The sequence below is a fragment of the Streptomyces sp. NPDC001508 genome (assembly GCF_040298665.1).
Classification (GTDB): Bacteria; Actinomycetota; Actinomycetes; order Streptomycetales; family Streptomycetaceae; genus Streptomyces.
The window spans coordinates 37,440-58,062 of record NZ_JBEPAP010000063.1; the positions used below are offsets into that span (position 1 = coordinate 37,440).

22 protein-coding genes and 1 pseudogene are annotated in these 20,623 nt (G+C 67.0%); 10 read left to right on the forward strand and 13 right to left on the reverse strand.

Features of this window, described 5'->3' with window-relative positions; translation table 11 throughout:
* Window positions 1-56 precede the first annotated feature (56 nt).
* On the reverse strand, window positions 57-1,280 hold the full coding sequence (locus ABT245_RS37010) for a metal-dependent hydrolase family protein (RefSeq protein WP_351742748.1): 1,224 nt from the start codon (window positions 1,278-1,280) through the stop codon (window positions 57-59).
* 151 nt (window positions 1,281-1,431) lie between these two features.
* Here ABT245_RS37010 and ABT245_RS37015 point away from each other — a divergent pair, with 151 nt between their 5' ends.
* Entirely contained in the window at window positions 1,432-2,385 is a 954-nt protein-coding gene (locus tag ABT245_RS37015) for a MurR/RpiR family transcriptional regulator (protein ID WP_351742751.1), read from the forward strand.
* Window positions 2,382-3,497, forward strand: a complete 1,116-nt coding sequence (locus ABT245_RS37020; protein WP_351742754.1) for an alpha/beta fold hydrolase — start codon at window positions 2,382-2,384, stop codon at window positions 3,495-3,497. The genes ABT245_RS37015 and ABT245_RS37020 overlap by 4 nt, the downstream gene beginning before the upstream one ends.
* A gap of 170 nt (window positions 3,498-3,667) precedes the next feature.
* On the opposite strand, the gene ABT245_RS37025 is transcribed toward ABT245_RS37020, so the two are convergent.
* From ABT245_RS37025 to ABT245_RS37050, 6 genes are all read right to left on the reverse strand, one after another.
* Window positions 3,668-4,585 carry a 2-hydroxy-3-oxopropionate reductase gene (locus ABT245_RS37025; protein WP_351742757.1) on the reverse strand — a complete coding sequence of 306 codons (918 nt, stop codon included), beginning with the start codon at window positions 4,583-4,585 and terminating at the stop codon, window positions 3,668-3,670.
* 51 nt (window positions 4,586-4,636) lie between these two features.
* A complete protein-coding gene (locus ABT245_RS37030) occupies window positions 4,637-5,476 on the reverse strand; it encodes a TIM barrel protein (protein ID WP_351742760.1) in 840 nt (279 codons plus the stop codon).
* A gap of 317 nt (window positions 5,477-5,793) precedes the next feature.
* Window positions 5,794-6,381, reverse strand: coding sequence for a hypothetical protein (locus ABT245_RS37035; RefSeq protein ID WP_351742763.1), 588 nt, complete (start codon window positions 6,379-6,381; stop codon window positions 5,794-5,796).
* A 10-nt stretch (window positions 6,382-6,391) separates the two neighbouring features.
* Window positions 6,392-6,940: an amidohydrolase family protein gene (locus tag ABT245_RS37040; RefSeq protein WP_351742765.1), complete on the reverse strand. Its 549-nt coding sequence runs from the start codon at window positions 6,938-6,940 to the stop codon at window positions 6,392-6,394.
* Between the two features lie 13 nt (window positions 6,941-6,953).
* A complete protein-coding gene (gene ggt / locus ABT245_RS37045; protein ID WP_351742768.1) occupies window positions 6,954-8,561 on the reverse strand; it encodes a gamma-glutamyltransferase in 1,608 nt (535 codons plus the stop codon).
* Window positions 8,558-9,241, reverse strand: a complete 684-nt coding sequence (locus tag ABT245_RS37050; RefSeq protein WP_351742771.1) for an HAD family hydrolase — start codon at window positions 9,239-9,241, stop codon at window positions 8,558-8,560. The genes ggt and ABT245_RS37050 overlap by 4 nt, the downstream gene beginning before the upstream one ends.
* Before the next feature lie 115 nt (window positions 9,242-9,356).
* Here ABT245_RS37050 and ABT245_RS37055 point away from each other — a divergent pair, with 115 nt between their 5' ends.
* From ABT245_RS37055 to ABT245_RS37085, 7 genes are all read left to right on the forward strand, one after another.
* Window positions 9,357-10,457 (forward strand): aminotransferase-like domain-containing protein, encoded by a 1,101-nt coding sequence (locus tag ABT245_RS37055; RefSeq protein ID WP_351742774.1) that lies wholly within the window; start codon window positions 9,357-9,359, stop codon window positions 10,455-10,457.
* Window positions 10,458-10,801: 344 nt separating this feature from the next.
* The gene (locus tag ABT245_RS37060) at window positions 10,802-11,566 is read left to right on the forward strand and encodes an HpcH/HpaI aldolase family protein (RefSeq protein ID WP_351742777.1); all 765 of its coding nucleotides are present in this window, start codon (window positions 10,802-10,804) and stop codon (window positions 11,564-11,566) included.
* Window positions 11,567-11,698: 132 nt separating this feature from the next.
* Window positions 11,699-12,559: a carbohydrate ABC transporter permease gene (locus ABT245_RS37065; protein ID WP_351742780.1), complete on the forward strand. Its 861-nt coding sequence runs from the start codon at window positions 11,699-11,701 to the stop codon at window positions 12,557-12,559.
* Window positions 12,556-13,470 carry a carbohydrate ABC transporter permease gene (locus ABT245_RS37070; RefSeq protein WP_351742783.1) on the forward strand — a complete coding sequence of 305 codons (915 nt, stop codon included), beginning with the start codon at window positions 12,556-12,558 and terminating at the stop codon, window positions 13,468-13,470. Before ABT245_RS37065 ends, ABT245_RS37070 begins: the two co-directional genes overlap by 4 nt.
* Before the next feature lie 169 nt (window positions 13,471-13,639).
* On the forward strand, window positions 13,640-14,791 hold the full coding sequence (locus ABT245_RS37075; RefSeq protein ID WP_351742785.1) for an ABC transporter substrate-binding protein: 1,152 nt from the start codon (window positions 13,640-13,642) through the stop codon (window positions 14,789-14,791).
* Window positions 14,784-15,851 carry an ABC transporter ATP-binding protein gene (locus ABT245_RS37080; protein WP_351742788.1) on the forward strand — a complete coding sequence of 356 codons (1,068 nt, stop codon included), beginning with the start codon at window positions 14,784-14,786 and terminating at the stop codon, window positions 15,849-15,851. Before ABT245_RS37075 ends, ABT245_RS37080 begins: the two co-directional genes overlap by 8 nt.
* Before the next feature lie 75 nt (window positions 15,852-15,926).
* Window positions 15,927-16,787, forward strand: coding sequence for a phytanoyl-CoA dioxygenase family protein (locus ABT245_RS37085; RefSeq protein ID WP_351742791.1), 861 nt, complete (start codon window positions 15,927-15,929; stop codon window positions 16,785-16,787).
* 21 nt (window positions 16,788-16,808) lie between these two features.
* Here the strand turns inward: ABT245_RS37085 and ABT245_RS37090 are convergent, their stop codons facing one another.
* The 3 genes and pseudogenes from ABT245_RS37090 to ABT245_RS37100 form a co-directional block, all read right to left on the reverse strand.
* A complete protein-coding gene (locus ABT245_RS37090; protein ID WP_351742816.1) occupies window positions 16,809-17,528 on the reverse strand; it encodes an IS630 family transposase in 720 nt (239 codons plus the stop codon).
* Entirely contained in the window at window positions 17,503-17,949 is a 447-nt protein-coding gene (locus ABT245_RS37095; RefSeq protein WP_351742794.1) for a helix-turn-helix domain-containing protein, read from the reverse strand. The genes ABT245_RS37090 and ABT245_RS37095 overlap by 26 nt, the downstream gene beginning before the upstream one ends.
* A gap of 155 nt (window positions 17,950-18,104) precedes the next feature.
* A pseudogene (locus ABT245_RS37100) lies at window positions 18,105-18,503 on the reverse strand (transposase); the annotation flags it as partial.
* On the opposite strand from ABT245_RS37100, the gene ABT245_RS37105 reads away from it, so the two are divergent.
* Entirely contained in the window at window positions 18,503-18,901 is a 399-nt protein-coding gene (locus tag ABT245_RS37105; RefSeq protein WP_351742797.1) for a transposase, read from the forward strand. The pseudogene ABT245_RS37100 and the gene ABT245_RS37105 sit on opposite strands and share 1 nt — an antisense overlap.
* On the opposite strand, the gene ABT245_RS37110 is transcribed toward ABT245_RS37105, so the two are convergent.
* The 3 genes from ABT245_RS37110 to ABT245_RS37120 form a co-directional block, all read right to left on the reverse strand.
* Window positions 18,873-19,292: a hypothetical protein gene (locus tag ABT245_RS37110; protein ID WP_351742800.1), complete on the reverse strand. Its 420-nt coding sequence runs from the start codon at window positions 19,290-19,292 to the stop codon at window positions 18,873-18,875. The genes ABT245_RS37105 and ABT245_RS37110 overlap by 29 nt on opposite strands.
* Before the next feature lie 501 nt (window positions 19,293-19,793).
* Window positions 19,794-20,321 (reverse strand): GntR family transcriptional regulator, encoded by a 528-nt coding sequence (locus ABT245_RS37115; RefSeq protein WP_351742802.1) that lies wholly within the window; start codon window positions 20,319-20,321, stop codon window positions 19,794-19,796.
* The coding region (locus ABT245_RS37120) for a FadR/GntR family transcriptional regulator (RefSeq protein WP_351742805.1) at window positions 20,269-20,623 on the reverse strand (355 nt) is incomplete at its 5' end. The genes ABT245_RS37120 and ABT245_RS37115, both read right to left, overlap by 53 nt.

The window sequence follows — 20,623 nt, forward strand, 5'->3', positions numbered from 1 at the left end:
TCCCGGCCACGGAAAGGCAAGGGACATGCGCCGCGGGAGTCCGGTGGAGTCCGTGGTCACAGCCGGTTTTTCACGGGGCGGCCGGCCTGCATGACGAGCAGGATGTTGTCCGGGTCGGCGAGGCCGGCGATGTCGTGGAGCGGGTCGGTCCGACACACGACAAGATCGGCGAGCTTCCCCGGTTCGATCGTGCCGAGGTCGGCGTCGAGGCCGAGGAGCCGGGCCGCGACACGGGTGCCGGCCTCGATCGCGCCCATGGGGGAGAGGCCGAGGTCGACGAGGTGAGTCAGTTCGCGCAGGTTGTGTCCATGCGAGGTCACCCCGGAGTCGGTGCCCAGTGCTATGGGTACGCCTCGGCGGATCGCCTCCGCGACTCGTTCCATCGCGAGTGCGGACCACCGGATCTTCTTCTGGTAAAGGAAGTCGGGCACTGAGCCCTGCTCCGGGATGGAAGCCGCGGTGGTGAGCGTCGGCACGAGTGTGGTGCCGTGTTCGAGCATGAGGTCGATGGTCTCATCATCGATGCCGTAGCCGTGTTCGATGCTGGCGATGCCGGCGAGGACGGCGTTGCGGATGCCGGCGGCGCCTTGGGCGTGCGCGGCGACCCGTCGCCCGCGGTGTCGAAGCGCTTCGTCGACGATGGCGGCCATCTCGTCGGTTGCGAGCCCTTCGTCGTCGGGCTGGTCCGTGGGGCTGCTGACGCCGCCGGTGGCGCACACCTTGATCACGTCGGCGCCGGCCCGGATGACGCGGCGTGTGGCTATGCGGGCTTCGCCGGCGGTGTCGGCGATCTCCGTCCAGGGCTGCGGGCGCAGAGCATCGACGTCGACCCCGCTGGGTTGTGTGAAGTCGGCGTGCCCGCCGGTGTGGCTGATCATCCGGACCGCTACTTGCAGGCGCGGCCCCTCCACCAGGCCGGCCGTCACTGCCTCTCGGTATCCGGCGTCGAGGCCGCCGAGGTCACGCGCGGTGGTGACGCCGGCCGCGAGGGTCCGGCCCAGGCGCTCCGCAGTCTGGAAGGTGGCGAGTGATGCCCAGTGCCGGGGTGGCTCCAGCAGTTCGTTTACGTGGCCGAGACCGAAATGCACGTGGCAGTCGATGAAGCCCGGCGCCACGGTGCGGCCACCGAGATCGATGACGGTCTCGTCCGTGGCCGGCGTCGGCCCGGTCCCGGTACCGGCGTGAGCGATACGGCCGAAGGCGTCGATGGCGATGGTCGCACCGTCAACCGGCGTTGCACCGGTGCCATCGATGAGCCGTGCGTTGATCAGCTGAGTCACGTAGAACTCCGTCCAGCGGGAAGGGAGACGAGAGACGGAATCGTATTCCATACTTCAGATCAATTGAAGCACTGACGTTGCATATGAGACGTTGTTCCCTGCGGTACACTGGCGCCGCAACGATATTCCCTGGATGGAGGAAGGGGCGGGGATGACGGTTAAGGCAGCCCGACGTCAGGGGGGCGACGGGGACGGCGCACCGGGTCCGGGTCCTCAGAACCTTTCGGCCGGGCAGTCGGCCGGCCCGCTGACCAGCGGTGCGGTCCTCGCGCAGATCCAGGCCGCGGCGCCGTCGCTCGTGCCCAGTGCGCGTCGGGCCATGGAGGTGATCATCGCCGACCCCGAGGCAGCCACCAGATACTCCGCCGCGGACCTTGCCGCGCGCGCCGACACGGCGGCATCGACCGTGGTCAGAGCCTGCCAGCAAGCGGGGTTCAAGGGTTTCCAGGACCTGAAGCTGGCCCTGGTCCGTGACCTGGCCCTGCGCGGCGCCGACCAACTGGTGTTCGCCGACGAGCTGGATACCGACTCACCTCCGGACGCGGTGTTGCACACCATCCTCGCGGCCAGCAGCCGTGCGCTGTCCGACGCGATCAGCACGGTCGACCCGGTCGCCTTCGCCGGTGCGCTGGGCGCCCTGCGCACCCGTCAGAAGGTGTTCTTCGTCGGTAACGGCCAGTCGACCACACCCGTGCGAGACGCGGCACACCGCATGCGGATGCTGGGGCTGGCCACGGCAGCGCCGATGGACGCGATCACCCAGCACATCGCCGCTCGGCAGTTGGGCGAAAGCGGCGTCTGCCTGGCGATGAGCCACAGCGGCGCGACACGCGAGACAGTGCTGGCCGCGGAGACCGCGAAAGCGGGCGGCGCCTACGTCATCGCGGTGACCAGCTTTCACGGCTCGCCGTTGGCCGACATCGCGGACGCGCCGCTCATCGCGGGCAGCCCGGGGCAGGGTTTCCGACTGGAGGCCACGGCCAGCCGATTGGCACATCTGGCGATCACCGACGCGCTGTTCGTCGGACTCGCCCTGCGCGATCCGGAGCGGTCCAGGGCGTACCTGGACGCGATCGCGGACGTCCACGCGGAGCACATGCTGTGAGGGACGACCGGGTCCATGGTGAGTCCCTCCAGTACGCCGGTGAGTCCCTCCAATACAGCGGTGAATCCCTCCAGTACAGCGAAGGGCTCCCGCTCCTGACCTATCTGCGGGTGGGCGATCCCGGTCGGCCCCTCGTCGTGTTCCTGCCGGGCGGCGGCCACCTGGCTCGCATCAGTTACGGGCACCCGGACGGCCGCCCGGACGACTTTCTCGCGCATTGGCTGGCAGCACGTGGGTTCACGGTACTCGCGCTGTCGTATCCGTCGGACCATCCGGCCCTTCCGGCGGCGCACCCGGAGTTGACCGTCGACCGGTGGGGTGCGGCGGCAGCGGTGCTCACCCAACGGATCGTCACCGAGCACCAGCTCGGGGCCGGGGTCATCCTGTGCGGCTGGAGCATGGCCGGCCGATCCGTCCTACCGTTCGCCCGGACCGCTCGGCAGGTCGGCCTCGATCTGCGGTGCTTTGTGTCGCTCGCGGCTTCGGCTCCGCTGCCCGGCCTCGTACCGGTCCCTCGGGCAGGCCAGCCATTGACCACCGGGGGTCTGTGGGAAGCCGCCCTGGGGCAGTCGTCGACGCGGCTGGACAACTGGTACGGGCAGATCTCTGCTCAGGCGGAACAGGGCAGGCCGATCATGTCGCGGGAGGAGTACGTACGGCACTATCTGTGCCGGCACTCGGTCGGTCTGCGTGGTGAGGCGCAGCACTGGGACGGGCAGGCCGACGTCCATGACACCGAGGCCGCGATCCGGGAGACCGGGGTGGGGCAGTGGGCAGAGTTCCCCATATGCGCGGCCATTGTCCCGGAGGGCACACAGGACGCTCGGCACGCCCTGTGCGATCACCTCACCTGGCCGGCGATCACCTCCTACTCACTGGGATGGCGCCTGCCGGATGCGACGACGCTGTCGGCCGACACCTGGGCGGCTCTGACCGCGACCAGTCGGCGGCTGTCCACGGACCTGGTCCGTTTCATGCCCGGCAACCACTTCTTCTTCCTCGGCGCCGCCGGTGCCCGCCGTGCGGCACGCCACATCGAGGAGCTCTGGCAGGCCGCCGAGGATCTCCTCCTCGTCGTCTCGGGCGCTCTGACGCCTCATGAGGTCCCATGAGGCGGCAGACATGTGTCGGCGAGTCACCGCTGTCCGGCGTCGACGCCGGACAGCGGGCGGACCAGACTGATGACAGCCGCATCGTCGGGTGCACCCGCGCCCATGGCGACCAGGATTGCCAGCGAGGGACTCCCCGCCCTGACCCAGCTGTGCGAGAGCTGGAGAAGGGGTCAGACCTGGGCGCCGGACAGACGCTCCACGCCCCGCAGCAGCGCCGAATGGTCCAGGCCGCCGTCGCCCTGCCCGCGCAAGGACGCGACGAGTTGGGCGACCACGGAACCGACGGGCAGCGGCGCGCCGACAGCGCGCGCCGCGTCCGTGACGATGCCCATGTCCTTGTGGTGCAGGTCGATACGGAAGCCAGGCTTGAAATCGCGGCTGAGGAAGTTGTCCTTCTTGCGGGTCAGTACGGTCGAACCAGCCAGCCCGCCGTTGAGGACATCCAAGGATGCCTTCAGGTCCACGCCTGACCTTTCCAGGAAGACCACGGCCTCCGCGCACGCCTGGATGTTCACGGCGACGATGAGCTGGTTGGCCGCCTTCACGGTCTGACCGGAACCGTGCGGGCCGCACAGCACGATCGTCCTGCCCAGCGCCTCGAAGATCGGCCTCGCGTAGGTGAAGTCGGCCTGCTCGCCGCCGACCATGATCGACAGCACGGCCTCGACTGCACCGGCCTCGCCGCCGGACACCGGTGCGTCGAGGACCCGGATGTCCTTGTGCTTCGCGGCCCCGGCCAGGTCGATCGAGGTCTGCGGGGTGATGGAGGACATGTCGATCAGCAGGGCGCCGGGCCGTGCGTTCTCCAGGATGCCCTCGGGGCCGTACGCCACCTCCTCGACCTGCGGGGATGCCGGCACCATCGTGATGATCACGTCCGCGTTCCGCACGGCCTCGGCCACGGACTTCGCTGCGGTGCCTCCGGCGGCGGTCAGGCGGTCGAGTTTCTCCTGCTTCCGGGCGTAGCCGGTGACGTCGTACCCGGCCTTGATCAGGTTCTCGGACATGGGGGAGCCCATGATGCCGAGGCCGATCCAGGCGATCGCCGGGCGGGGCGGGTGGGAAGAAGTCGCCAGATTGTCGTTCATGGTCAGTGCCTCTCTGACTGCACCTGCGGTGCTACCTCTGTGGTGTGGTGTTCAGCGGGCGGCGCGCCACTGGACCGGCAGCCAGCCGAAGGTCTCCGCGCTCGGGCGGTTCCCCGGCTTGTACTCCAGGCCGACCCGGCCGTCGTAACCCGCCTTCGTCAGCTTCTCGAGCAGGTCCTCCAGCGGGAGCACGCCCGTGCCGGGCGCACCCCGGCCCGGGTTGTCGGCGATCTGCACATGGCCGGTCCTCGCCGCGTACCGCCCGATGAGCTGCGGCAGGTTCTCCCCGTTCATGGACAGGTGGTAAAGGTCCATCAGGAACCGTGCGTTACCGAGCCCCGTGGCCGCGTTGACCTTGTCGACGATCTCGATGGCGGCCGGGGCCGACACCAGGGGGTAGCGGGGCGACTCGGGCCCGTTCAGCGCCTCGATCAAGAGGGTCGCGCCGATCCGGTCGCAGGCCCGGGCCGCGAGGACCAGGTGCTCCAGCGCGAGGGCGTCCTGTTCCGCCGGGTCGACGCCGTCGACGCGGTTGCCGTACAGCGCGTTGAGTGCCGTGCAGCCCAGCGACTCGGCGAAGTCCGCGACCACATCGATGTTGACGCGGAACTTCTCCGACTCCTCGCCCGGGATCGACAGCGCGCCGCGGTCGGGGCCCGGCAGTTGGCCGGCGTAGAAGTTCAGGCCGGTGAGTCGCACGCCGGTGTCCTCGATCGCCTTCTTCAGGGAGTCGAGTTGCGAGTGCTCCGGGGTGGGTGAGCCGGCCCAAGGCCACCACAACTCGATCGCGGTGAATCCCGCCGCGGCGGCAGCCGCCGGCCGCTGAAGGAGCGGGAGTTCCGTGAAGAGGATCGACAGGTTGACGGTGTAGCGCTGGTCTGCGAATCCCATCCGGACAACGCTCCTGAGTTCTCAATACGGAAACTATGTTGTTTGTAGCGGAGAGCGGCGTTGGCCGGCGGCGACAACCCACTCGCGCTGCCGTCAGGCGGGGCTGGGGCCGCGGGCTTCACGGATCGCCAACGCGTACAGCCGCACTCCCAGCATGGATGCACCAATCCGACCACCAGCCCCACTCGGCCCTGGGCGGCCAACCACCCATCACTCGGCTGAACAACCAGCCCCGGCGGCCGAGGTCGAAGCGTTCGCCGCACTGGCCTCGCAGCTCGCCCAGGTGGTCGACACGTCCTGACCGCGGCGCTCCGGTCTCAGTGGAAGCGGGGCAGGTAGCCCTCGAAGTCGATCGGCGCGTCGGTGTTGGGCTCGCGGTACGGCAGCGGTTTGGGGTCCAGCAGCGCGACCAACGAGTCCTTGATCGCGTACGCGAACAGGTGGTTGCCGCGCGGGCTGTAGTGCCCGCCGCGGACTCGGTACAGGCCGAGGTAGTCGGTGTAGGACAGGCTCGTCGGCGCCATCCGCTCGTACTCCAGCCGGTGCACCTCGTTCATGTCGAAGTAGTCGAAGCCTCCGCCCGCCAGGTGGTCCACGATCAGCTGGTCGGTGCGCTCACCGTCGCCGATCGGGGTGCCCAGCTCGCGGGCAGGGCCGCCGACACCGATACGCGCGGTGAAGTTGAGCGCGACCAGCAGTTTCCTGCCGTTGGCAACGGCATACGATCTGGCCAGGTCGAGGATGTGGTTGGTCGCCCGTTGGCCGTACACATGCAGCAGCCGGTTGGCCTGCTCCCGAGGGTCCGTCGCGCCGTGGAAGTCGAAGCCGAGGTGGCCGGCCAGCGCATTGGCCTTCTCACGGTCGAGTTCGGTGGTCAGGCCGGCGCCGTACGCGTACAACTGCACCGCGAGGTCGTCACCCAGGTGCTCCCTCGATGAGGCTGCGTGGCTGTCCGAACGCCGTCTGCTCCCAGCACGGTGGCGACGTGGGGTGCAGAAAGACCACGGCGCCCCGGCGGTCGAGTTCGTCGAGGACCGGACGGAACCTCGGATCGAAGAGGTATGTCCCGTGGTAGTTGCTCAGCAGGACCACACCCTCCGCGCCGAGTTGGTCGAGTGCGTAGGCGATCTCGTCCAGCGCGCTGTCCACGTCGGGCAGCGGCAAGGAGGCGAAGAACCCGAACCGGTCCGGGTGTCGGGCGGCCAGCGCCGCGCCGTCCTCGTTGACACCAAGGGCGAGCACCGTCGCCGCGCGGTCGTCGCCGACGTGGACGCCCGGCGATGAGATGGACAGGATGGCGAGTTCGACACCGAGTTCGTCCATCGTGCCGAGGGCCCGGCCGACAGACCAGTCCGGCCATGCGGCCAGGCCGTCCGGGCCGGGTGTACCGAGGTGGTGGTACGCCGTCCGGTATCGCTTCGGCAGGAAGTGTGCGTGAACGTCGATGCCATCTTGTCGGATCACCGGGGGCTCTTGTTCACCAGGCGAATGCGAAGCCGTCGCGTCGTGGGTCGGCTCCGCCCCACATGGTGGAGGTGTCGGGGTCGAAGGCCACGCCGTGTCCGCCGCCGACCACGCGGCTCCAGGCGCCCAGGTCGTGCACCTGGTGTCCGCGGCCCCGGAGCCGGGCCAGGGTTTCCGTGCTGATCCTGCTCTCGGTGCCCAGGAGGGTGCCGTGTCCGACGCGGATCCGGGGTGCCTCGATCGCTTCCTGGATGTCCATGCGGTGGTCGACGACGTTGATGATCATCTGGGGTGTGGTCTGCAGGATGCCGTACGATCCGGGGGTGCCGACGGCCAGGAACGGCCGGCCGTCCGACCAGATCTGTGAGGGAGCGAGACAGACCTCCACTCTCTTGCCGGGGCCGATCGCGTTGGGGCTCGCGGGGTCGGTGTCGAACCAGGAGGCGAAGCTGTTCAGCAGCAGTCCGGTGGTGCCGGCCACCACACCTGATCCGAAGGCGCCTCCGAGGGTCTGGGTGCAGGACACCACATACCCTTGTGCGTCGGCGGTGACGAAGTGTGTCGTGTTCTCCGGGCCGGCGAACACGGCCCGGGTCCATTCCAGTGCGGGGTTGTACTCGTGGCGTTCCCCCGGGAACGGGGTTGCCCGCCGCAGGTCCAGCCGTTGTGTGGCCGCTGTGATGTGTGCGTCGGACAGGAGGTCGTCGTAGGAGGGTGACGGGTCCAGCAGGTGGGCTTTCCGTTCCTCGATCGCCGCCTTGAAGACCTCGGACAGCAGGTGCAGGTATGCGTCGCTGTCCGGTGCCATCTCGGAGAGCGGGAACTCGCCGAGCATGCGCAGGCTTATGAGGTACTCCAGCGCTGCGCTCGGCGCGGGCGGGCAGTAGACGGTCAGGCCGCGGTATGTGCTGGAGATGGGGTCCTGCCAGCGGGGGCTGTAGCCGGCGAGGTCGGGTGCCGTGAGGAGGCCGCCGTGGTCGGCGCAGTACTGGGTGATCTCCTCGGCGATGGGTCCGTGGTAGAGGGCTTCGGTGCCGGCTTCGGCGATGAGCCGAAGGGTGTCGGCGGCGTTCTTCTGGACGAGGAGTTCGCCCGGGCGCGGGACTCGTCCGTTGGGGAGGAATATCTCCCTGCTGGTCGCGGCGAGTTCGAGGCGGGGGCGGGCCGCCGCGAGGTAGTGGTGGAGGTAGTGGGAGACGGGGAAGCCCTGTTCGGCGTGGGTGATGGCCGGTGCCAGGACGGTTGCGAGGTCCATGGTTCCGTAGCGTTCCAGGGCGGCGGACCAGCCTGCTGCCGCTCCGGGGACCATCGCGGAGAGGATGCCGACGTCCTTGCTGCCGGGGGTGGTGAACCGGTCGGGGTGTGCGGCCCCGGGTGCCGGTCCGACGAAGTCGAGGACCGCGGGTGCCGCCTCGTGCGGTGTCCGGATGAGCATGTAGCCGATGCCGGCGGGTCCGCTGCTGCACGGTTCGACCACGCTGAGGGCGGCGGCGACGGCCACCGCAGCGTCGACGGCGTTTCCGCCTGCCCACAGGATGCGCATGCCGGCCTGGGTGGCCAGCTGGTGGGCGGAGGTGACGATGCCGTTGCGGCCGCCGGCCGCGGGGCGGTGGGCGGTCATCGGGTGGCCGTCGCGGTCTCGATCCCGACGAGGGAGTCGAGGAGGTGGGTGTGCGGTGCGGTCTCCAGGGTGGCCCGGGTGTGTGCTCCGGTGGTGACACCGGCGACGACGCCGGCCCCCGAGCGCCATCCGGCGAGCAGGTCGCTGCGGGTGTCGCCGACGACCGCGACGGCATGCATGTCGGTGACCTGCAGCCGGAGTGCCGCGGTGAGGATCATGTCGGGGAACGGCCGGCCGCGGCCTGCGTCGCTGGGGCTGAGCGTGAGATCGACGGTGTCCCGCCAGCCCAGTGCGTCGACGAGGGTTTCGCGGGTGCGTTCCGCGAAGCCGGTGATGAGTGCGATCCGTACGCCCGCTGCCCGAAGCCGCACGAACAGGTCCTCGACGCCGGGAAACGCCTTGATGCCGACCTTGGCGACGAGTTCCTCGTAACGTCGCTCGAACGCCTCGTTGGCCGACCGTGCCCCCTCCTCGGGCAGCACATCGCGGAAGGCGTCCAGCTTGCTGCGCCCGCGGTTGCCGTCGAACGAGGCCAGGGCGGCCCTGAGTTCGGGGCCGTCGGGAAGTCCCGTGTCCAGCAGCGCGGCGCGGAACGCCTCGATGACCAGGCCGTCATCGCTGAACGCGGTGCCGGCCATGTCACAGACCAACAACTCCCAGTCCGGCGGTGCAACGTGCATGGTGCTTCCCTTCGATCGGTGGAACGCGATGAGGGAACGATAATCCATCATTCACCCTCGATGTGGCAATGAGGTTGCTTGTGCGGCTAGCCTGCCCGGGTCGAGAGGAGACTCCATGCAGCGCGACATCGTCGCTGACTTCACCCGCTCCATACCGCCGGCCCCGCCCGAGGTGGGCGACGCACTGGTCGGCACCCTCGGGGCCATCGCCGCCGACCCCGGCGCCCGGATGCTGCTCCACGAGAGCAAGCCCGGTGGCGGGCCGGAAGACCGCCTCGCGGCGGCACGATGGATGGCGCGGCGGATGCCCGCGCCAGATCCTCACCGGTTGCTGTTGACCAACGGAACGCAGAGTTCGCTCCTGCTGGTCCTTCGCCACCTGGCCGCCCCGGGGGATGTCGTACTGGCCGAAGGGCTCACCTACGGGTCCATCGGCAACCTGGCCGAACGCGCCAGGGTGCACCTGCACCCCGTCGATCTTGACGACGACGGCATGGTGCCCGAGTCGCTGGCCGCGGCGTGCCGCAAGTTCAAACCCCGGCTGATCTACTGCAATCCCGGCTACCACAACCCGACCACCACAACGATGAGCCTGGAACGACGGCATCAGATCGTCTCCGTCGCACGCCGATACGGGGTGCCGGTCTTCGAGGACGATGTGCTCGGCGCCCTTCACCCGGACACGCCGCCGCCGATCGCGACCCTGGCCCCGGAACTGACCTGGTACTCGATGGGGCTGACCAAGTCGCTCACTCAGGGGCTCCGGGTCGGATACCTCCTCGGCCCCGACGGGCCTGCCGCCGAGGCCATGAAGCGGCCCCTCGTGCGGCTGTCGTACTGGGTGGCGAACCCGCTGTCCGCCGAGGTCGTCCGCCGCTGGATCGACGGCGGCCAGGCCACCGCCATCGCCGAGGCCATCCACCGCGAATCGGCCGCACGGCAGCGACTCGCCGCGCAACTGCTGCACGGGCTGGACTACGACACCCAGGACGCGGCCATGCATCTGTGGCTGCGCGTGCCGGCCGGGCACACCTCACACAGCTACACCGCGGCCGCCGCGGAACGCGGTGTACTGGTCAGACCGGCCGAGATGTTCGCCGTCGACAGCCACCCGGTGCCACCCCGGGTGCGGCTGTCACTGAGCACTCCGCTCGACCGGGCTCAGGTCCGACGGGGACTGGAGATCATCTCCGCCCTGTCACCACATGAACGATAGGCAAACATCGTTCGGCGCCCGTAGCGCACGCAACGCTGTTGCCATACGGTCATCTTCGAAGGGAAAATCACTCCCTGACCGGGGCCCTGGGCCCCGTAATTCCGACTCGACCGGCCACCTCGGATATCGAGGAAGTCAGTACCCGCGACGGATCCTGCACCATGCTGTCGACCATCTTGAGTTGTTCGGCACCAGCCCTGACCGGCCTGGCGATCCTCCTGTTGAGCGTATTCACGCTGACACCGAGGCCGCTCGCGCTCGCATATGACCGCGTGCGGCTGCGCCCCGTTCACCCATGACCTCCATTTTGACCGCGGCAGGGAAGCAGTATGAAGAAAAATACGATGAAGGAAAAGATCCTCCTCGGTGAAATGGTTTTCGGACTCGGGTTGGACACACCAGACCCGATGATGGTCGAATACGCCGCCCTGGCCGGGCTGGACTTTGTGCGTTTCGACTGCGAACAGGGGCCCTACACGCTGGAGAGCATCGAGCACGCGGTACGGTCCGCCGAAGCCGCCGGCATCGTCCCCACGGCAAGGATCTCGGAGCGCAAGCCCGACTTCGTCGTGCAGCTCCTCAACCGCGGTGTGAGCGGACTCACCTTCGCCCACACCAGGACGGCGAGCGATGCGGCCGCTGCCGTCCGTTCGGTGAAGTTCGCGCCGGAAGGCGACCGCACACTCACCTCGCCGAGCGGGCATGGCATGCACGCCCGCTGGGCGCTCGGCCTGGACGCGCAGGACGCCTTCGCGTTCGCGAATCGTGAGACGCTGGTCGTCTGCACGATCGAGGATCCGACCGGCCTGGCGAACATCGGAGAGATCGCCGCTGTTCCGGGTGTCGATGTCCTCACCTTCGGCCCCAACGACATCGCGGCGACTCTGGGACACACCGGCGACACGATGCACCCTGACGTCCGGAAGGCCGTCCGCGAAGGCATCAAGCAAGCCACCACCGCAGGCAAGGCGGTGGGGATCTCCGTCGGTTCCCGCAGCGCCGAGTGGGCTGCCGACTATGTCGAGGCCGGCGCCCGAGTCCTGCAATTCCTCCCGGCCCCGCTCATGCTCGACGCCGTCGCCCGGGCGCGCGTCGATCTTGGCGTCTGAGAACAAGAAAAACGGTTCCCTCGCATGGAGCCGGTACCACACCGCAAGGGCGGCCACATGACTCTGTCTCTCCATCAATCAGCAGGTGGTGCACCTGCGGGCACATCGAGGACTGCATCTTTGCGAAAGCGCGTGGGCGCCTATGTGCTGTGCGGTCCGTTCCTGCTGTTCCTGGGGGTGTTCTCGGTACTTCCGGCAGCATCGACGGTGGTGCTGTCCCTGCTCGACTGGCCGCTGGCCGGCGGCAACGCCCGGTTCACCGGCCTCGACTCCTTCCGGCGGGTGTTGGGCAGTGATGAACTGCGCCAAGCTCTCATCAACACCCTGCTGTATTCGCTCTTCACCGTGCCGGCCGTCACGGTGCTCGGTCTTCTGATCGCCCTCACCATTCACAGCGTGCGGCGTGGAAAGGTTTTCTGGCGGACGGTGTATTTTCTGCCGTTCGCCAGCACTCTCGCGGCGATGAGCATCGTCTGGAAATGGATGTTCTACCCGGAGCGAGGGATGATCGACTCCACGGTGGGCCAGTTGTTCGGAGTGACGAACTGGTTGAGCGACAGTTCGCTCGCCCTCCCGGCGGTTGCTCTCGTGGGAGTGTGGCACCAACTCGGATACGCGGTCGTGCTGTTTCTTTCGGGGCTGGCCAACGTGCCCACCGCGCATCTGGAGGCGGCCCGTCTCGACGGCGCGAACGCCTGGCATCGTTTCTGGCACGTCCAGTGGCCCGCTCTGGGGCCGACCACGGTGTTCGCCGTCGTCATCAGCACCATCAGCGCGCTGCGCGTCTACGACACCGTGGCGCTGATGACCGAGGGCGGGCCCACCGGCAGTACCTCAACCCTGAGCTACGAGCTCTACCGGCGAGGGGTTTTCTACCAGGACATCAGCGGAGGTGCCGTCATCAGCATCGTGCTGCTCGCCACCGTCATGCTGGTGACGCTGGTACAGATGCGGTCATTCGGCCGACGACTCAGCGAGGCGGGCGCCCGATGACCACCGGCACACGATCGCAGCACACCGCCGGCGTTCTGACGCCGGGCCGAGCAGAGTCACCCGACGCATCCGGCCGTGGCCGGGGAAGCGTCCTGCGGCGGGCCGCCGCCAGCGACATACCCCGGCACCTACTGCTGGCCTTGGGTGCCGTCGTCATGCTCGCGCCGTTCGCCTGGATGGTGTTCAGCTCTTTCAAACCGGACGACGAAATCTACAGCAGCAACCTGCTGCCGCAGCATCCGACCTTCGATGCCTATCAGCGCGTTTTCGACACGGTGCCGATGGGACGGTACTTCCTCAACAGCGTGGCCGTGACCGGGCTGATCTTCCTCGGTCAGGTCCTGCTCGCCGTTCCGGCCGCCTACGCGCTGGCACGGATGCGGTTTCGCGGCAGCAGGTTGGCACTCGGGTTTGTGCTGTTCGCCACCATGCTGCCGATGCAGGTCGTCGCCATACCCTTGTATCTGCTGTTCGCCAAGGCGGGCCTACTGGACAATCGCCTGTCGCTCATTTCACCTTTTCTCGCCAGCGCCTTCGGCGTATTCCTGCTGCGCCAGTTCTTTCTGGGAATCCCGCAGAACGTACTGGATGCCGCGCGGCTCGATGGCGCAAGTAACTGGACAACGGTGTGGCGAATCGTCCTTCCGATGGCCCGGCCGGCGCTCACCGCATTCGCGGTCTTCAGTATCGTCTCCCACTGGAACGACTACTTCTGGCCGAGCCTGGTCCTGTCGAGTGACGATGCGGCGACGGTGCCCTACGGAATTTCGGCATTCGCCAACTCGGAAAGCAATGACTTTGCCGCCCAGATGGCCGCCGCCACGCTGGCGGTGCTTCCGCTCGTGGTGGGATTCCTGCTCGCCCAGCGTCATTTCGTTCGCGGTCTCGTACTGTCGAACACCCCGGACTGAATATCCCATTCGGTTTTATTTTTCGAGGAGTAGAACCATGCGTTGGAGAATCACCGCTGCGCTGGCATCCGTTGGCCTCCTGGCCGGGGTGACTTCCTGCGGCACATCGGACACCAAGGACGGTGCCGTCAGTGTCTATTACACGCAGGCCAGTCTCTACGCTGATCCGTTGAATACTGCCATCAAGCCGCTGGAGAAAGAAAAGAACGCCCCTCGGGTGAACCTGGTCCTCGCAGGCAAGAACTACAACGACGTCCAGCAGCGGATCATTCGCGAGGCGGGCACCGGTCGCCTGCCGGATGTGGCTCTGGTCGGGCTGAACAACCTGCGCAGCCTGGTCGACCTCGGCATCGCCCAGCCGCTGGACACCGCGATCGCCAAGGGCAGCCTGGACACCAAGAACATCGACCCGAAGTTCCTGAAGCTCACCCAGTACAACGGAAAGCAGTACGGGCTTCCTTACGGCGTCGCGACACGGATTCTCTATGCCAACGCGGACATGTTCAAGGCCGCAGGGCTCGACCCGACGCATCTGCCGACCACATGGAGTGAGCTGCGCAAGGACGCGGCGAAGCTGGCGGATCCGGCCAAGCACAAGTACGGCATCGTGATGGACTGGAACGGCGGCAGCAACATCGACTTCCAGCAGCAACTGGCAAGTGCCGGCGGCGCGATGCTCAACTCCGACGAAACCGGCGCCGCGTTCAACAGTTCCCAGGGCCGAGCGGTGGTCAACTACTGGCGCGGTCTGGTCAAGGACAAGACCATGCCGTTGCTCGCCCGTACGTCGGACACCAGCCCCAATGTCCAGGCGTTCATCAACGGCGACGCCGGCATGCTGATCCAGTCCAACGGAAACCTCGGCAACATCAACAATGGTGCGAAGTTCACCGTCGCCACCGGACAGGTCCCCATCGAAGACGGCGGCGCACGCAGCGCACCCGCGTCAGGCGCGGCGATCGTCCTGCTCACCAAGGACGCCAAACGCCAGGCGGCGGCCCTGAAGGCCATCCAGCAACTGGTCAGTCCAACGGCGAGTACGGCACTGACCCTCGCGGCCGGCTACCTGCCCGTCAACTCCGCCGCCCTGAAGAGCCCGGAGTTGAAGAAGTACTTCAGCGAGCAGCCCAACCGGCGGACACCACTGGACGCCGTCCCCTACCTGAACCAGTGGCAGACCTACCCCGGCGGTCACGACGTCGAGGCCAACGACGCGATCGAGAAGAGCCTCCTCCAGGCACTGGGCGGCAATGAGTCCCCTGAGAAGGCACTCACCGAGTCGCAGAACGCGGTCGACGAGATCCTGAAGAACCATGGCTGAGGGAATCGACTGCGTCGACGTGACCAAGACGTTCGGACCGGCAGACCATGCCCTGCGCCGGGTGACCGTGTCGTGCCAGGCCGGCGAGACACTGACCCTGGTCGGGCCCAGCGGCTGCGGCAAGACCACCCTGCTGCGCTGCATCGCCGGACTGGACAATCCCACCGGCGGGACGATCCGCATCAACGGCCGTGACATGACATATGCCGACCCCCAGCGGCGAAGCACGGCCATGGTCTTCCAGAACTACGCCCTGTACCCGGCCAAGACGGTCGCCGCCAACATCGAGTTCCCACTGGTCATGGGCAAGGTGCCGCGAGGCGAGCGCACTGGGCGGGTCGCCGAGATCGCGCGGCTGCTGCGGTTGACCACGCATCTGGGGAAGAAACCGGCCCAGCTGTCCGGTGGGCAGAAACAGCGCGTCGGCATCGGGCGGGCGCTGATCCGCCGGCCGTCCGTGCTGCTGATGGACGAGCCGTTGTCGAACCTCGACGCCGCGCTGCGGGTCGATATGCGCACCGAATTGCACGAGCTGTTCAAGCAGCTCGGCGCCACGGTCGTCTATGTCACCCACGACCAGACCGAGGCGCTCACACTCGGCGATCAGGTAGCCGTCCTGAACGAGGGGCGGCTGCAGCAACAGGCCACTCCACGCGAGGTCTACGCCCGCCCGGCGAACAGGTTCACCGCTTCGTTTCTCGGAGCCATGAACCTTCTCGACGGCACCGTCAAGGACGGGTACTTCCGAACGCCCGACGGGTCACAGATCGTCGAGCTCCGGACGTCGAAGGCCGCCGCGACGGGGTCCATCGGCATCAGGCCCGAGGACCTTCGAGCGGCCGACACCTCGGCAGGCCGCCCCCAAGTCACGCTCACCGGCCGGGTCAGGCTCCTCGAACTCCTCGGCAGCGAGGAACTCGCCCACATCACTCTCGCCGGTGGCGACAAGCTCAAGGCCCGGCTGCCCGTGGGCACCGTCACAGCGGACACCGTACGCCTGTGCGTCGATGTCGAACGTCTGCATCTCTTCGACGCCGAGGGCATACGCATCGACGCATAGGCAGCGTCACACCGAGGAAACGCGCCTTCCGTCGCATTCTGTCCATCATCCACAACAAGAAAGGGAACAATCAAGATGCCAAAGCTGCTCACGGACGCACAAGTTCACCAGTATGAGCGAGACGGCTACGTTCATCCGCTGCGAGCATTCTCCGCTGACGAGGCACAGGGCATCTTGGAACACATGGACGCGCTTGAGCGGCGGGAGCCGGACCTGTGGTCGCGCGCCAAGTACAAGCCGCATCTGCTGATGAAGTGGCTCAACGATTTCATGCGGACGCCGACGGTTCTTGATGCGGTCGAAGACGTTCTCGGGCCGAATGTGCTCGCGTGGGGCACGGCTCATTTCGACAAGAAGCCGCACGACCCGAAGTTCGTCAACTGGCACCAGGACTCAACCTATTGGGGTCTTTCAGAGCCGAGTGTCCTCACCGCCTGGGTCGCGCTGACGCCGAGCAGGCGCACAAACGGCTGCCTGCGGGTCATCCCGGGTAGTCACCGACAGGGCCAGGTTCCGCACCACGACACCTTCGACAAGGACAGCGTCCTGAGCCGAGGCCAGGAGGTCGAGGTCGACGTCGACGAGAATGACGCAGTCGACCTGGAGCTCAACCCTGGTGAGTTTTCGCTGCACCATACGATGCTGGTCCATGGATCGGAGGCGAACACCTCTGACATAAGGCGATGCGGCATCGCGATTCGCTACGTCGCCACACGAGTACGGCCGATCGAAGGCTTCAGGGACAGCGCGACGCTGGTGCGCGGCGTGGACGAGTACGGCCACTTTGCCCCGGACGTGGTTCCGGCGTACGACATGGACCCGGCCGCCGTCGCCTTCTACAACGACATGCGGGAGGAAAGGGAACGTCGCCGGGAATCCATCATCAGTCGCGCCGGGGCCGGAGAGGGCACCGGCCCAGACGCGAACCCCTCCTAGTGTCTCGTGATCCTGATTGCGTTACTTCGCATTGTTATTGACGAGTTTCTTCACGCTGGTCTGGGCGAGTCGGACCTTGATGAGGGTCTCGTCGGTGGTGGCGGTCCAGGTGAAGGGTTTCGCATTCTCGTTCCAGGAGTCGATGTAGTCGCGGATCTGTTTGACCAGGACGTTGACGCTGGCGAACGTGCCGCGGCGGATGGCCTGCCGGGTGATGATCCCGGACCAGATCTCGATCTGGTTCAACCACGAGGACCCGACGGGGGTGAAATGGAAGTGGACGTGCGGGTTCTTCGCCGGCCACGCCTTCACGTCCGGGGTGGTGTGCGTGGAGAGGTTGTCCAGGACGATATGGATCTCCTTCCCCGTATGTGGCCTGACCGCCTTCTTCAGGAACGCCAGGCAGGTCGTGCCGTTCCGGTTCGGCCTGCACTCGCCCAGCACTTCACCGGTCGTGACGTTCAGCGCGGCGAACAGGTTCGTGGTGCCGTGCCGGACGTAGTCGTGGGTGCGTTTCCCGGTGGCCGCGAAAGTCACCGGCAGCACCGGCTGGGTCCGGTCCAGGGCCTGCACCTGCGTCTTCTCGTCGATCGACAACACCACAGCGCCGCCGGGCGGGGCCAGGTACAGACCGACGACATCGCCGGCCTTCTCCGCGGACGCCGGGTCCTTCGAGATCTTGAAGGTGCCCGAGCGGTGCGGCTTCAGATTCTCCTCACGCCCAGATGCGGGCGACGTAATGCCACGACACCGAGTTGCCCTCCCGCCGCTTCAGATGGTCGGCCAGTGCCCGCGTCGACCAGTGCGACAGACCGGATTCCGCCGGCGGGGACATCCTCGTCAAAGCGATCACCCGGGCCTGCACCTGCGGCGGCACCTGGGTACGCGGCCCGCCGCGGCGCTTCTCCTCCAGACCGGCAAGGCCCCGCTCGGCATAACGGGCCTTGCAGCGGTCCACCGTCAGCGGCGCCACACCGGCAAGCTCGGCAATGTCCTTGCGCCGCCGCCCCTCGCCGGACCACAACACGATCCGTGCCCGAAGCGCCACATCGGCCGGAACATCCCGCGACCCGGCCAACTCCCGCAGTTCTGCCATCTGTTCAGAGGTGAGATCCATACCAGACTCAACGATCACAGAAGCCTCAGGTTCCATGAACAGCATCACGAGACACTAGCCTCCGTGTTTCGGTTGGGATTGGCTGAGGTGGCTTGATCGTGTTGCGATGGTTCTGGGTGGGTGGGGATGGCGGGGACCCGGCGTGCGAGCCGGGTGCTCCCTGTTCCTCGGGTCGTGGGCGGGCGGGTTGTTTTCGCCGCTCAGGTGGCAGGCCGGGGCAAGGCCGCCAGACGGACGAACGCAGTGGTCAGTTCGTGGCGCCAGGGCCAGGTTTCGGCGATCCGCAGGTGGATGCGGCGGGCTGCTCGGGTGATGCGGGCAGCAGCGTGCAGCAGCCGGCAGCGGAGTTTCTTGGGTTCGGCGTCGGCGAGTTCGCCGTCCAGCAGCAGAGTGCGGGTCCAGGCGAACAGGTCGATCGCGGTCAGCGACAGCTCCAGCCACACGGTGTTGACGGCGAAGTGGCGGGACGGGAAGCGTCCGAAGCCGGTGGTCTTGCCGCAGCGGATGCGGTCCTCGACGCGGGCGTGGGCACGGTGGCGGACCTCCAGGAACTGGAGCGATCCGCCACCCGCGATGGGGGCGTCGGTGAGGAAGACCTGTGGCGGTGGTGGTGACCGCGGCGAGCGTGCAGGACCGGGAGGCGGGAGTGCCGCTGCTCGCGCGGCTGCGTGCGTTCTATTTCTCCGTCCGTCTCGTCTGGGCGGACGGCGGCTGCGCGGGCGGGCTGGTGGACTGGGCTGCCGAGAAGTGCCGGCTCACCCTGGAGATCGTCAAACGCTCCGACGACATGGCGGGGTTCGTGGTGCTGCCGCGCAGGTGGGTGGTGGAGCGCACGCTGAGCCGGCTGATGCGTTCGCGTCGTCTGGTGCGTGACTACGAGACGCTGCCCGCCATGCACGAGGCCATGGTGCTGTGGTCGATGACCATGCTCATGAGCAGCCGGCTGGCCGGACGCCGCCCGAGTGCCTTCAGCGGGCCGGTGCCGCGAGCGCGGTGAACACTCCCGGCCGCACCTGCAGGATCCAACCCCGTTCCACCAGGCGTTTCGCCTTCGACCGCAGTCCCTCGACCTTCGCTGGAACTGCTTCCAGGCCGAGGGACACGGCCAGTTGCTGACACCGCAGACCTGCCCGGCCGGCGTCCGACTCCAGTACCTCCACGATGCGTTGATAATCCGGTGCCAGGGCGGATGCCGCCATGCCCTCGACGCGGTGCGGCACCACCGATCCCGCCACTGCCCCCGGCGCCTGCTCCGCTGCTGCCAGGGACGGCTCGGTCAGCACCTCGGTCACCGTGACCCGGGCATCCACGAGACGCTGAAGTACGCGTTCCGCATCACCGAGCGCGGCCTGCACACGCTCGGCCTCCTCCCGCAGCCCCGCCACCACTTCCCGGATCTTCTTCTACCGGGTCTCCAGCAGACCAAGCACCGACGCCACCAGCCACCCCCACGAACCAGATGAACGGACGAATCACGCTCATCTCTCCCGCCACCGGCCGGAGTTCATGCCCACAAACCCCGAACTAAACGATCACGTTCGGAAAGCGGATGGCGTCTCAGGCGTCGCACCGTCGCTGATCCCCGTCGTGGTCAGAAACTCCAGCGGGCGGGAGTAGGCGTAAGAATTTGCATAGTGAATCTGGCAAAAAATGGGGTCGCCCACGAAATGAAGCTGCCGCCGACTCTACCGACGCCACGAAAGCAAAGCCGATGCCTTCCTCACCTTCGCCGCCATAGCCTGCACCCCTCGCCCAGATGAGATGACCTCTCATCGTAGCGGGCGACGATGGCGTAGTCAGGCGCGACAATTGTACGGGGCTTGCTGTTCTGGGGTATCAGAGCATCCACCAACATGCTGACCGGAGGAGTCAGCAAAACTGACAGGGTATTACTGGGCGCCGCGGGTGCGGTTGATCCACATCTCGAACACGTCACTGGTGTGCCACTCGTATGACGTAAGGACGGGCGTGCCTGACTGGTCCTGGTCCACTTGGTCAAAGTGCAGCAGGGGAGAGCCCACCGCGACATCGAGATAACCTGTGACCGGCTCTTCGGCGAGTACCGGTTGCAGGCGCGCTCGCCCGGCGCGCGGTGAATGGTGTGACTGGTCGAGTATGTCGAAGATCGATGGACTCGACACCCCACGCAGCTCCTCGGGAACCACGTGCATCGGGATCCGGTCTATGCTATAGACGACGGGTTGCTTGTCGGCATAGCGGATCCGCTCAATGACGATCACCTCGTCGTCAGCGTTAAGACGCAGTTTCTTCGCATCCGTCGGTGAGACGGTTTCCACGCGGTGTGCGAGGACCTCGATACTCGGCGTGTACCCGGCTGCCTGGATGAGTGCCGTGTAGCTGAGGTTAAGGTCGAGCGCGTGACGCAGAGGCGCGGGAGACGAAAGTCCCTGCGCCATGTCGACGGTGAAGGTAACCCGCGTCGATGAGCTGCCGGTAGGCCTCTCTGACGGTGGCCCGGCTGACGTTGAACTGCTCCCCGATTTCCTGCTCGTTGGGCAGGCGGTCGCCGACTCCGTAGGTCCCGTTGGTGATGGATTCGATTAGCCCTTCTCGGACCTCGTCAACGAGTGTCGGTCGGCGACCAGCCATGTATTTCCTCCTAGTACTCCAGCTGTAGATCGTGATCTTGCTGGTCGGGCCGGTGCGGAGACGGGTGCGGCCACCGTTGATCATCGTGAGTTGTGTGGACTTACGAAGA

Coding starts and splice junctions, on each gene's coding strand:
- ABT245_RS37015 (WP_351742751.1), top strand. CDS start 1,432: ATGACGGTTAAGGCAGCCCGACGTCAGGGGGGCGACGGGGACGGCGCA.
- ABT245_RS37025 (WP_351742757.1), bottom strand. CDS start 4,585: ATGAACGACAATCTGGCGACTTCTTCCCACCCGCCCCGCCCGGCGATC.
- ABT245_RS37030 (WP_351742760.1), bottom strand. CDS start 5,476: ATGGGATTCGCAGACCAGCGCTACACCGTCAACCTGTCGATCCTCTTC.
- ggt (WP_351742768.1), bottom strand. CDS start 8,561: ATGACCGCCCACCGCCCCGCGGCCGGCGGCCGCAACGGCATCGTCACC.
- ABT245_RS37050 (WP_351742771.1), bottom strand. CDS start 9,241: ATGCACGTTGCACCGCCGGACTGGGAGTTGTTGGTCTGTGACATGGCC.
- ABT245_RS37055 (WP_351742774.1), top strand. CDS start 9,357: ATGCAGCGCGACATCGTCGCTGACTTCACCCGCTCCATACCGCCGGCC.
- ABT245_RS37060 (WP_351742777.1), top strand. CDS start 10,802: ATGAAGGAAAAGATCCTCCTCGGTGAAATGGTTTTCGGACTCGGGTTG.
- ABT245_RS37070 (WP_351742783.1), top strand. CDS start 12,556: ATGACCACCGGCACACGATCGCAGCACACCGCCGGCGTTCTGACGCCG.
- ABT245_RS37080 (WP_351742788.1), top strand. CDS start 14,784: ATGGCTGAGGGAATCGACTGCGTCGACGTGACCAAGACGTTCGGACCG.
- ABT245_RS37085 (WP_351742791.1), top strand. CDS start 15,927: ATGCCAAAGCTGCTCACGGACGCACAAGTTCACCAGTATGAGCGAGAC.
- ABT245_RS37095 (WP_351742794.1), bottom strand. CDS start 17,949: ATGCTGTTCATGGAACCTGAGGCTTCTGTGATCGTTGAGTCTGGTATG.
- ABT245_RS37115 (WP_351742802.1), bottom strand. CDS start 20,321: ATGGCGCAGGGACTTTCGTCTCCCGCGCCTCTGCGTCACGCGCTCGAC.